At 39.5% G+C, this 12,095-nt stretch carries 8 protein-coding genes and 1 rRNA gene (1 of these 9 cut by a window edge); 8 read left to right on the top strand and 1 reads right to left on the bottom strand.

What is annotated here, in order from left to right:
• The first annotated feature begins 108 nt into the window (after window positions 1-108).
• From D9T12_RS09680 to D9T12_RS09665, 4 genes are all read left to right on the top strand, one after another.
• Window positions 109-1,257, top strand: coding sequence for an O-antigen ligase family protein (locus D9T12_RS09680; RefSeq protein WP_165395089.1), 1,149 nt, complete (start codon window positions 109-111; stop codon window positions 1,255-1,257).
• A 10-nt stretch (window positions 1,258-1,267) separates the two neighbouring features.
• Window positions 1,268-2,302 (top strand): polysialyltransferase family glycosyltransferase, encoded by a 1,035-nt coding sequence (locus D9T12_RS09675; protein ID WP_130537980.1) that lies wholly within the window; start codon window positions 1,268-1,270, stop codon window positions 2,300-2,302.
• Between the two features lie 126 nt (window positions 2,303-2,428).
• Window positions 2,429-3,049: a glycosyltransferase family protein gene (locus D9T12_RS09670; protein WP_130537979.1), complete on the top strand. Its 621-nt coding sequence runs from the start codon at window positions 2,429-2,431 to the stop codon at window positions 3,047-3,049.
• A gap of 126 nt (window positions 3,050-3,175) precedes the next feature.
• Window positions 3,176-3,838 carry a hypothetical protein gene (locus tag D9T12_RS09665; protein WP_130537978.1) on the top strand — a complete coding sequence of 221 codons (663 nt, stop codon included), beginning with the start codon at window positions 3,176-3,178 and terminating at the stop codon, window positions 3,836-3,838.
• 24 nt (window positions 3,839-3,862) lie between these two features.
• Here the strand turns inward: D9T12_RS09665 and D9T12_RS09660 are convergent, their stop codons facing one another.
• Window positions 3,863-4,297 (bottom strand): hypothetical protein, encoded by a 435-nt coding sequence (locus D9T12_RS09660; protein WP_130537977.1) that lies wholly within the window; start codon window positions 4,295-4,297, stop codon window positions 3,863-3,865.
• 135 nt (window positions 4,298-4,432) lie between these two features.
• On the opposite strand from D9T12_RS09660, the gene D9T12_RS09655 reads away from it, so the two are divergent.
• From D9T12_RS09655 to D9T12_RS09640, 4 genes are all read left to right on the top strand, one after another.
• A complete protein-coding gene (locus D9T12_RS09655; RefSeq protein ID WP_165395088.1) occupies window positions 4,433-5,017 on the top strand; it encodes a Maf family protein in 585 nt (194 codons plus the stop codon).
• A gap of 62 nt (window positions 5,018-5,079) precedes the next feature.
• The gene (gene rng, locus D9T12_RS09650; protein ID WP_130537975.1) at window positions 5,080-6,549 is read left to right on the top strand and encodes a ribonuclease G; all 1,470 of its coding nucleotides are present in this window, start codon (window positions 5,080-5,082) and stop codon (window positions 6,547-6,549) included.
• Between the two features lie 90 nt (window positions 6,550-6,639).
• Entirely contained in the window at window positions 6,640-10,389 is a 3,750-nt protein-coding gene (locus tag D9T12_RS09645) for a YhdP family phospholipid transporter (protein ID WP_130537974.1), read from the top strand.
• A gap of 729 nt (window positions 10,390-11,118) precedes the next feature.
• Window positions 11,119-12,095 (top strand): 16S ribosomal RNA (locus tag D9T12_RS09640) (it continues 565 nt past the right edge of the window).

Genomic DNA, 12,095 nt, shown 5'->3' with positions numbered 1-12,095 from the left:
CCAGCTCAAAGAGTCCTTTCGTTTGCGTTTCAGGCTCTATTGCTCCTGTACGGTGCTGTGTTTTTTACATTTGATAGAATGCTCAATTTACTACCGTTGGTCTTGTTGTTGGCAAGTTTTGTTTTTATTGCTAAGCAAGGTAAGTCAATACGGGGGCAATTTTCTAGGGAAGAGCTTTGGATTTCTGGCACGCTTGTGTTTTATTTTCTTTCTTTTCTATTGGGTTTTGTGGTGCATTCTGAGCAGGTATCTTTACTTGAAGAGCCTGTAAAATTTCTGTTTTTTAGCCTCATTATCCTGTTCTTGTCTAGGATGCCGTTTCGAATTGAGTATTTTTGGGGAATGGTTGCTATCGCTTCCATTAGTAACCTAGTTTATGCACTATGGAGCGGCGGTAACTATAATTTTGAAGGTCGACTTTCTACCGATGTTTTTGATCACCCCCTGTATTATGGGAATGTATCCTTGCTGTTTGGTTTTGTGAGTCTGGCCGGTACTATTTGGGCACAAGGTTTGCAAGTCAAGGCTAAATGGGGTTGGTCAATTTTTTTACTGCTTGGCTTTTTAGCAGGCGTGATGATTTCTATTCTAAGTGGTTCTCGTGGCGGTTGGGTTGCGATACCATTTGCACTTTTTTTTGTGTTGTTTCACTTCGCGAAAATCTATCAAAAACAGGCTTTACTTTATTGGGGTGCCGCAGCCTTTGTAATTTTGATTACATTGTTTGTTCTTTTTTTTGATACACCCTTTCAACATAGAGTGCTATTAACCATACAGAGTTTACAGAGTTATTTTTTAGAGGATGATCCCAACACTTCTTTAGGGTTACGCTTTGAAATGTGGCAATTAGGTTGGCGTTTATTTCTTGAAAACCCGTTGCTTGGATTTGGGGAAGTTAATTATCTGCCAGAGTTGCAGCGTTTAATTCGTGAAGCAGCAATTACTCCAGAGCTTATTCATTACGAGCATTTGCACAATCAATACCTGCAAGCTTTAGCGTTTCATGGTGTCGTTGGATTTATCGCTCTAGTAGTCATGATGTGGGCATTTTTACGATTTTTTTCAAAACGTTTAGTTTCTTGTAATTTGGAAGTGAAATCGCTTGCGGTTGCTGGTGCAGTGAGTGTATTTTTATATCTGGACTTTTTCTTGAGCATTACTATGTTCCATTTGAATCAAAGCACCATGCCGTTTTTAATTTTAATGGCTCTGATGACAGGGAAATTATTATCTATCAATCGTATGGCAGCAAGCTAAGAGGATTTTAGTGAGTATTTGTTCCGTTTATATTGTTGCAACACCATGGAATTTTCTGAATAGCTTTGTGTTTGCTACAGATCGCCAAGATGAAGAGAGCTATTTGTTGTACGTCGATTTTACTTATGGTCAGGAAAACCCATTTTTACAAGCATTGGCTAAATTAGAAAATTCGCCCTTTAAGCAGGCTTGGGGGTTTCATGGAAAATATAAAGGGGCTTGGCAAAAATGGCGAAGACGTTTGGATGAAATTCAAGATATTCAGAAAATTATTGCGAAACTAAAACCTGATCAAGTGTTTGTGGGAAGCGATCGCAGGATTGAGTTTCAATGCGTTATGACGGAAGCGGTAAGGTATAAACCTAGCGTTAAAGGGATTTATTTAGATGAGGGTTTATTTAGTTACACTTGTCGCCAGCGTTCTCGGACCTGGCGAGATCGAGTTTTAGATTCTTGGATTAAGCGTTTAATGTATCCGGTTGATTGGAAACACCCAGTCACTGTTGGTGCCAGTGATTGGATCACTGAGGGTTGGCTGCTGAAACCCGAAAAGGCGTGCAAGCTTCTTAATCAAAATGTGGATGTGCATAAAATTCCTCTGGAATATTATTCAAGTTCTAATTTAAGACCTTTGCTAAATGAGTTTGTGTCAGCTGAAGAAGAGTTATTGTTACAAAAATCTTTCGACTTGCTGGTGATTTTGCCTCATCCATCAAACTTAGGTAAGGCTTTGCGACAGCAATATATTGATTATCTAAATACTTCTGATTGGCAAAATATAGCGGTCAAAAAACATCCTAGGGATGTCTCTGATTTTGAATGGTTAAAGAATGGTGTATCGAGGTTGCAAGCAAGTTCGATTGATTTACTACCTTCAAACTTGCCGTTGGAATTGATGTTGCCGATATTATCGTTTAGCTGTGTAGTTTCAGCTCCCTCTACAGCTCTGTTATCCGTTAAGCTTCTTAAGCAAAGGGTTCTCATTGAGGCTCTGGTCGATGAGAGTGATCCGATGGACAGTGTTTTACAAGATTTAATCTCTTAATTTTATGGATGAGATATGCTTCATGTTATTTGCTTAAAATGGGGAACTAAGTACGGCCCCGATTACGTGAACCGTCTTTATAAAATGGTCAAAAATAACCTCAATATCCCTTTTGAGTTTCATTGCATGACTGAAAATTCTCAAGGAATTGATGATGAAGTCTTGATTGAGAATCTTGCGGACATTGGTTTACAAGGGTGGTGGTATAAGCTGTTAATTTTTCAGAAAGGTTTTTTGGGGTTGTCTGCTGAGGACAGAGTTTTATTTCTTGATTTGGATATTGTTATTACGGGCCCGTTAGATGCTCTGGTTGAGCACAGCGAAAGGTTTTGCATAGCATCTGATATTAACGAAAAGCGCTATAACAGTTCGGTGATGTGTTTTACCGCCAACCAATATAGTTTTATTTGGGACTCTTTTTGGGTGCAGAAATCTTGGATTGTTGAGCAGATGCATGGTGACCAAGACTGGATTGAATATGTCTTTAAAGATGCAGTTATCTATCCGAAAACACTTATCAAATCATATAAAATTGATTTGAATGCCAAGACTAAGTACTCCTTTGGTCGTTTAGGAAAGCTATTGCGGAGGCATTTTCAAACCTTCTTACCCAAAGGTAGTGTGCCTTACCCACACGGAGTCAGTATTGTTCTTTTTCATGGTAAACCTGATCCGAAAGATGTGATGAATGGCCCCTATGACAAATATCGACAAGCTTCTTGGATCTCAGAAATCTACGAATCTTGATTCAAGTGCCATTGAAAAGGATGGAAAGCATTTACCTTTAGCGGTTTGAGTTACCAAAAGTTATTATCCTTGCTCTTTGTTTTCAACTATATATGCATTAGCAATTTACTTTTTAGAAGGAAGTCTATGACATCAAATGCAAAAAAATTATACCTATCAGCCATCTTTCTTTTGCTGTTAATGGTTGGCGCTATCTTAGCTGCCCCGAATGAATTATCGAAGTCTATGTTAAGCGAAAGTGGTCCGATTGAAATTGTCGCCGCCGTCAGTTATTTGTTGGTCTTGGCATATGTTTTCAAGAAATTTACTTGGGATTATGCAAAAAAATATCATTATTTTTTAATGATTCTTTTTATGTTTACTCTTCGAGAGCTGGACTTTGATAAGCGTTTTACAGAAATTGGGATTTTAAAGAGTAAATTTTTGGTGTCAGATCAAGTGCCGATTTTGCAGAAGGTAATTGGGGGCTTGGTGTTATTGATCTTAATCTATGCGGTGGCTCGGACGCTTTATCATCACTTTATGCCGTTGCTAAAAAGTGTGTTAAAGCCGGAGGCTTACATGGTTGGTATTTATCTAGGGATTGGGTGTGTTGTGGCTTCTAAGACGTTAGATGGTTTGGAGCGTAAACTGCATGGGGTTGGCTTTGAAATCAGCAATTGGTTTACTCAACACGCTTCGCATATAGAGGAAGTTTTAGAGATGTTTATTGCTGTATTCTTTTTTATTGCGTTTAAATTATATGCACAAACTCCAAAGTCATACCAGTGGCTGAGAAAATCATCTTGATTGAAGCATGTGCTAAAGTTTTGATTAAATTCCCGTGTCATCCCCATCTTGTAAAACGATTTTGATTTGTTTTACCAGAGCTTGCGCCATGCGTTCATTCTCGGTGAGTGGTTCATGACACCAAATGGGATCAGGCCAAGCTTCATCGTTTTCATTTCGAAAAACTAGGTGAAAGTGCAGCCATTCACTTTTGTTGCCAATCTTAGCAAAGTTGTAATGGCCACGGCCTTGCGCTTGTAAGCCATTCGCTATTTTTAAAATCTGACCGTTCAGCATAAGCATTGCGCTGGTGTTGGTGAGAGGTGCTTTAGGGATGAAGATTATCCAAGGAATTGCGGTCGGCTTTACCAGTATCGAGAAGAATGGTAATTCTGCGACATGAATTGCTGAAAACAATTCCTGTAAGTTTTCTGGTCTATGATCTTCAACAACTTTGTCTAGCTCTTTACCAAGCTCCATATCTATCACCATTTCAACCTTTATTTTGCACAAATTTTAAAAACTTATGAATGAACTCTTAAGCTCGCAACATTCTACCGAAGGAGAGGGTAGAATGGCGTATTAATTTATTTTTCGGTTCTGATAGGTTTTGTTTTGAAAAGGGTTTATCTCGCTTCCAACTCCCCTCGTCGTCAAGAGATTTTAAATATGATGGGGATTCAGTTTGATGTGGTTTCTGCTGAAATTGATGAGTCAATCGACTCTATAGCACCGCCGAGAGAATTGGTCGCACGCTTGGCTGAACAAAAAGCACAGTCGGCAATTCAGCAGCACGGTGTTTCACCGGCCGGTTACGTGATTGCAGGTGATACATTAATTTTCTGTGAAAATAAAGTGATGGGTAAGCCTAAAGATCAAGAAGATGCTCGCGAAATATTGCAAACATTATCCAATCAAACTCACGCAGTTTATTCAGCTGTCGCCTTAGCGCATAATGATACTATTCATGTGGCCGTCAATAAAACTGAAGTGAGCTTTTGTGCTCTTGAGCCAGAAGACGTTGAACGTTATTTGCTGACGGATGAGGCTTATGATAAGGCGGGTGCTTATGCGATTCAGGGCTATGCGGCTCGGTGGATTACAGAAATAAAAGGCAGCTACCATGCGGTGATGGGGTTACCGGTTTATGAGCTTGAACAATTATTGAAGCAAACAGAATTTTATAATTTGAATTATTGATTCGAAGAGTTAAATAAAAATAAAAAACTTATGTGTGCACACATAAAATAAAGGCTACAACGATGCACAATGAAGAAAAAATTTTAGTCAATGTTACTCCAAATGAAACTCGGGTTGCTTGGGTAGAAAATGGCGTTTTGCAAGAAGTTTGGGTGGAGCGAGCGAACAAGCGTGGTTTAGTTGGCAATATCTATATGGGTAAAGTGGATCGAGTTTTGCCGGGTATGCAAGCAGCATTTATTAACATTGGGCTTGAACGTGCCGCGTTTTTGCATGTTTCGGATGTGTGTCATCAGGCTTTGGGGTGTGAGGATGAGCAATGTGAGGATATTGCAAAACTCTTGCATCCTGGACAAAAGATTATGGTGCAAGTCGTTAAGGACCCTTTAGGAAGTAAAGGTGCTCGGATTACGATGCAAGTGACGATTCCATCTAGAATGCTGGTTTACATGCCAATTGAAAAAACGCTCGGTGTTTCTCAGAAAATTGATTCATCAGAAGAACGTGAACGTTTGCGAGAAGTTGTTAAACAGATTCCAGAATTTGAATCATCTGAAGGTGGGTTTATTGTCCGCACCGTTGCTGAAGGCGTAGACTTTCATGAAATGCGTGCTGACATGATGTATCTGCAACGCCTTTGGGGGGATATTCAAGAGAAAACGCGTGCATCAAGAAAGCCAACTATTATTTATGAAGATTTACCGCTTTATTTGAGGATTCTTCGCGATGTTCCAATGGATCAGATTGAAAAAATTCGTGTGGATTCCACAGAAACCTTGAAGAAAATGCAGGGATTCGTAGAAATGTATGTCCCTGAGTGTTTGAATCGTTTGGGCTTGTACCAAGGTGAGCGACCGATCTTTGATTTATATAATATTGAAGAGGAGATTCAAACCGCTCTGCACAAACGAGTGAATTTGAAGTCAGGCGGCTATTTGATTATTGATCAAACAGAAGCAATGACCACCATTGATGTCAATACTGGGGCCTTTGTCGGACATAAGAATTTAGAAGAGACAATTTACCGAACTAATCTTGAAGCCACGCAGGCCATTGCTCGTCAGCTTCGGTTGAGAAACTTAGGTGGTATTATCATTCTTGATTTTATTGATATGGAAGATAAGCAACACCAGCAGCATGTTTTGTCCGCTTTAGAAAAAGAGTTAGCGAAGGATCGTGTTAAAACGTCAATAAGTAGTATTTCAAGTCTTGGTTTGGTGGAAATGACGCGCAAACGCACGCGTGAAAGTTTAGAGCGAACCTTGTGTGAGCCTTGTCCTGTCTGTAGTGGACGAGGTTCTGTCAAAACGGCTGAAACGGTGGCTTATGAAATTTTCCGTGAAATTACCCGAATGGCGCGTTCATTTGATGCATTACAGTATCGAGTGATTGCTGCAGAATCAGTGGTCTCACAAATTATGGATGAAGAGTCGAGCAGTGTTGCGGAGCTTGAGGCATTTTTAAATAAGAGTATTCGTTTTCAAGCGGAAAGTTCTTATGCGGCCGAGCAATATGATGTTGTGATGATGTAATTGATTACGTTAGATGTTCCCATTCCAAACAAATGGAAACTCTAACGATCATTCTTAGCATGCTAAGGGCATAAGTGAGAGGTTTCTCAATTGGTTAAGTTCACATACAGATTTTTAGAGGTCATTTTTGCACTATTTATTGTGTATTTACTGATTACTCGTGGTTTTTTGACTTGGCTTCAATATGCTCCTGAACAATTTACCTCTGCCGTTAAAAGTTTCATTGGCGTGGAATTGAGCTATGAATCTTTGGCGCTCGACCAACATTGGCTCGGTTTTGAATTTGAAGCGAAAAATGTTTCTCTTAACTCAGAGCGTTTTCACTTTGACGCTGAAAAACTGTCAGCCGATATCAATCTTTTTTCTTTTGCACTTCCTGCGGCTGCGGCTGGTGACTATCTTTATGTTGAAAATGCTTCGCTTGAGAAGCGCTCATCGTTTGTAAACTCTTCCGAAAGTAAGCTGGCTCAACTTTCGGTTAGTCGAGAAGATTTACATCAAAAACTATTAATCCCATCCACTATTCGAAGCTTGTGGAAACAAGTTTCGATTAAAGATGTTCGGCTTACTCTTCAGCAAGAATACCCGGCCGGTATACATTTAAAAAGTTTTGAATTGGCCAAATCTTCAAGGATTTCATTAGTATCAGAGTTTGGTATGAAATATGGTGAGGTGTTGGATTATGAACCATTTAGTTTAACGTTAAACGCCAGTCAAAATTCTTTTGGGGGAATTGGAGATGGTCGATTAAATTTGGTTTCTTACCGGCCGGTAAAGATTCAAGGGTTGGTATCTCTGTTACCTGAAGAATGGCAGGCTATTCTTCCCAAAGGAGATGTTCTTGTTGAAGCAAAAGCAAACTTTCAAAATTCAAAGCTGTCAAAAATAGAAATGAACTTGAACGGTAGCTCATTCGACTGGCCTCAAAATGATGAGCTTCTTCCAAATTCTGCGGGAGCAAAGCTTGAATGGGTTCTAGAAAATGATGTGCTTTTTGTAGGTCAAGATGATTGGCATATTCAACTGTTAGGCCTTCAGTTAGATCAAAAATATTTAGAGTCGATTTCGCCAATTGAGTTGAAAGTTGATGATGATTTTATTGACTTCGATGCGAAAAGCTTAAATATTGAACCTTTTAAAGTGATTACGCAGGCACTCATTAGTGATCCTAAAATAGCTAACCTTTTCGGAAAAACAGCGCATTTATCCATCCAAAATCTTTCTGGCAAACTTAACTGGCAAACTCTTGAACTGAAAAATTTACATTTCTATTTGAAAGAATTAGCGGTGCCATTAACCGATTTTCCTAGTTTAGCGATAGAAGAACTGACTTTTGATAAAACAGGTTCTGAGGTTATTTTGCAGACATCTAAGCCGGTTTGGTTAGTTGATACTCGAGTTCATAAGGATGCGATTAAAATTCAGCCGACCTCATCAATTGTTATAGATTGGCGTTCACCGACACACTGGCGTGTGCAGCCATTCCATCTAGCGATTGATGAGTTTGATCTAGCGATCAACAGTGCTCGAATGAATAACTCAAAGATATCGTTTGATTCTAGCTTTGAATCGAATCGTGCCAAGATTGTCATGGAGTATTTGCCATATGTATGGATGGGGCAGCCTCTTCAGAAATGGTTGAAGAATAGTCAAATAGATGGCGAGGCTCTAAAGGCTCGTATTTCTATTGATGCACCATTTGAAGAGTTTTTGACTAATGGTCATGGATTTGAAATGTCTGGTGTCATCAAGTCTGCGCAACTTAACTTTGATTCAAATTGGAAGAGCCTACAGAATTTTGATGTTAATTTTTTGTTGCAAGAATTTGGTTTGAATTTCACAACTGCTAAGGTTGCTTTAAACGAAGAATTGTTTGCAAAACAAGTGAGCGTGGCCATTTCGGATTTGCGGGAAAAAGATATAGCGGTTGAAATTTCTGGCCAAGCTGAAGGTGAAATAAAATCGGCTGTTGAGTATCTTCAAGCGTCTCCTCTTGTAAAAACACAAAAATTTAATGACTTTTTGAGTGAGTCTTTAATATTGACTGGTGAAGGCGTGTTTGATATCCAATCGATTTGGGTTCCGGTGTCTGGTTATAAAGAGAAAGTGTCGCAAGTTGATATTGCTATTGAATTGAAGCAGGTTGGAGCACTTATTTATGATTTGCCAAAAATTTCAGCTATACAGGGACAAATTCAGATTCAAAGAGAGTCTGTAAAGGGGTATTTGCAAGGGCAAACCTTAAATGGGCCTGTCGATATTAAATTAGATGGTGATCAAGCAAGCTTAGGTCTTGAGATTGCAGGTGAGGCGGTTGATCAAAATGAGTTACTGTTTATTGACCCTGTTGCGTGGTCTGCGAATGTAGACATTCCTTATCAAGCAGAATTGGATATTTCTGTTTTGGGGAGGGTAAATTGGCATAAGTCCGCTAGTGGTATGCCTTCGCCGCTTTCAAAAAATGATTTGAACGCGCCTTTAACGGTTAAAGGCATTGTTGAAGAAAACAAACTGATCTTAAATTTTCAGTCTGAATCTACCGGTTTAGCAGCGATTCAAGTTTCAGACCAATCAGGTAAGAAAACAATAAATGGAACAGTGTTGCTGGCGAATCAAGCAGACCATTTATCTGCATGGGAGAATTTTGATGGTCAATTCAGTGATTATTTAACCATAAAAGGGTTTATTCATCAGTTTTCGATTGATGAATGGTGGAAGTATTCAAAGCAGTTTCAGCAAAGCTATTTAAAGGAATCTAATGATTCTAGTTATGTTGTAAATTGGGGAAATAGTCGTCTTGAGATTGAAAAGCTTAGCTTTGATTCCTATGAGTTTCCTAAATCTCAGTTAAGCTGGCAGCCCAGAGAAGAGGAATTGGTTTTCCGGTTAGTAGGTCCTAAAGCCGATATTGCAATTGTTAAAAAAGCAGATTCAAGTCTAAATGTTCAAGTTGGAACGATTGAATTGAATCCAAATAAAAGTAAAAAAGACATTTCACTAATTTGTTCAGAATCCGTTGTTGCGCAAGATATTCCTGAAATTTATTTTTCTGCAAAGCAACTTCGTTTTAAAGATTATTGGTTAAAGGATTTAAATTTTAAGTTGTCTCCGCATAGTGAGGGTTACTTAGCAACTGGAATTAATGGAACCTTGGGAGAGAGTGCAGGTCATATTTCAGGTGCTTACTCTTTTAGAAGTGATCGTGCGGTTAGTTCGTTAGTCCTATTTTTGACATCATCTAAGGTTCAAGCTCTCACCAATTATTTAGGAATTAATAAAGGGTTTACTGGAAAAGAGGTAAAAGGGAAGTTGCAGCTCAGTTGGCAAGGAGATTTAGCCTGTTTTGATTCTCAGAAATTAAAAGGACCGGTGGACTTTAAAGTAAAAGATGGTGTTATTGAGGACGTTGAGCCAGGTTTAGCAAGATTGTTAGGCTTGTTAAGTGTTGAATCGATTATGCGTAGATTAAAACTAGATTTAAAAGATATAACAACGAAAGGATTCGTATTTGATGAGATTAATGCAAAAGGTGAATTCGATCATCAAACTGTCAAACTAAAAAGCTTAAATGTAAATGCGCCTTCCGCACAGGTTGAAGTAAATGGTTTGCTCTCTCTAAAAAATGAAACATTTGATATGCGTGCGCAAGTCACACCATCGCTAGGCAGTTCAATTCCAACTATAGCTGCTGCTGCCGGTGCAGTGAATCCCTTTGCAGCTATTGCTGTGTATACTTTAATGAAGGTACTTCCAAAAGTGAATGAAGAGTTAGTGACATTTAAATATAAAATTTCTGGACCTTGGAAAGAGCCAAAGTTGATACCTGTGACGATTCAATAATAAGCATTTAAAACTTAGCGACTTTATATAAACCCGTTTTGAAAACATTCAAAATGGGTTATTTGGTTTATGGAAGCCTAATGAATGGATTCATTTACCGGCCGGTCAGGATTGGTTAGGGGAATAAAAAGAGTTTAAAGCGTATTTTGTGAATAAATCTGTGGATAAGTTTGTATAAAGAGGATGTTTTTGTGGGTAAGTAATGGAGTTGAAATTAATTTAAACTTTTTTCAATATTTTGTAAAAAAAGACTTGCGTTCATTTTAGAAATCCCTAGAATACGCACCTGTCTTGAGGGGCAGCGGAAACAAAGCCTTCTCAGAGATGAAAAAAATTGGTGTTAATTGTTTGATTTGATTGAGGATTTTGTTTCTTGATTGAATTTTAAAAGCAAGCAGTTAACCATCGCGATTCTGGTTTGAATGTGATGAAAATTTTTTGAAAAAAGTTTGAAAAAACATTTGACAAAAGATTTTAGCTTCTCTAGAATACGCGGCCTACCAACGAGTCACGGTTTGAAATCAACAGTGACTAGGTTGTGGATAAGTTCTTTAAAAATATGGTAATTCAGAGATAATTTATGTGGAAACTTCTTAAGTGAGTACGCATAAAAAATCTCGAAAACTGACAAATATGTAACTGGTAATAAATTTATTTATTTATCATGCAAACTTGTCAATTCCGAGTGTTTATATCCGGAGACGGAATTTAAATATATCTAGCAAGATTAAACTGAAGAGTTTGATCCTGGCTCAGAATGAACGCTGGCGGCAGGCCTAACACATGCAAGTCGGACGGAAACGATAGAGAGCTTGCTCTCTAGGCGTCGAGTGGCGGACGGGTGAGTAATGCTTAGGAATCTACCCAATAGTTGGGGACAACATGTGGAAACGCATGCTAATACCGAATGTGCTCTACGGAGTAAAGGTGGCCTCTACTTGTAAGCTATCGCTATTGGATGAGCCTAAGTGAGATTAGCTTGTTGGTAAGGTAAAAGCTTACCAAGGCGACGATCTCTAGCTGGTTTGAGAGGATGATCAGCCACACTGGGACTGAGACACGGCCCAGACTCCTACGGGAGGCAGCAGTGGGGAATATTGCACAATGAGGGAAACCTTGATGCAGCCATGCCGCGTGTGTGAAGAAGGCCCGAGGGTTGTAAAGCACTTTCAATTGGGAGGAAGGTAGTATCGCTAATATCGATATTGCTTGACGTTACCTTTAGAAGAAGCACCGGCTAACTCTGTGCCAGCAGCCGCGGTAATACAGAGGGTGCAAGCGTTATTCGGAATTACTGGGCGTAAAGCGCGCGTAGGCGGACTGTTAAGTCGGTTGTGAAAGCCCTGGGCTCAACCTGGGAACTGCATCCGATACTGGCAATCTAGAGTTTAAGAGAGGGAAGGGGAATTCCTAGTGTAGCAGTGAAATGCGTAGATATTAGGAGGAACATCAGTGGCGAAGGCGCCTTCCTGGCTTAAAACTGACGCTGAGGTGCGAAAGCGTGGGTAGCGAACGGGATTAGATACCCCGGTAGTCCACGCCGTAAACGATGTCAACTAGTTGTGGGGCATATTAAAATGTTTCGTAACGTAGCTAACGCGATAAGTTGACCGCCTGGGGAGTACGGTCGCAAGATTAAAACTCAAAGGAATTGACGGGGGCCCGCACAAGCGGTGGAGCATGTGGTTTAATTCGATGCAACGCGA

The sequence above is a fragment of the Thiomicrorhabdus indica genome, assembly GCF_004293625.1.
In the GTDB taxonomy this organism is placed as follows: Bacteria; Pseudomonadota; Gammaproteobacteria; order Thiomicrospirales; family Thiomicrospiraceae; genus Thiomicrorhabdus; species Thiomicrorhabdus indica.
The sequence above is the reverse complement of the archived record's forward strand: the minus strand, read 5'-3'. Positions and strand labels throughout refer to the sequence as shown.

Excerpts from the sequence above, each read along its gene's own strand:
- D9T12_RS09670 (WP_130537979.1), top strand. The coding sequence starts at position 2,429 with ATGACTGAAAATTCTCAAGGAATTGATGATGAAGTCTTGATTGAGAAT.
- D9T12_RS09665 (WP_130537978.1), top strand. The coding sequence starts at position 3,176 with ATGACATCAAATGCAAAAAAATTATACCTATCAGCCATCTTTCTTTTG.
- D9T12_RS09660 (WP_130537977.1), bottom strand. The coding sequence starts at position 4,297 with ATGGAGCTTGGTAAAGAGCTAGACAAAGTTGTTGAAGATCATAGACCA.
- rng (WP_130537975.1), top strand. The coding sequence starts at position 5,080 with ATGCACAATGAAGAAAAAATTTTAGTCAATGTTACTCCAAATGAAACT.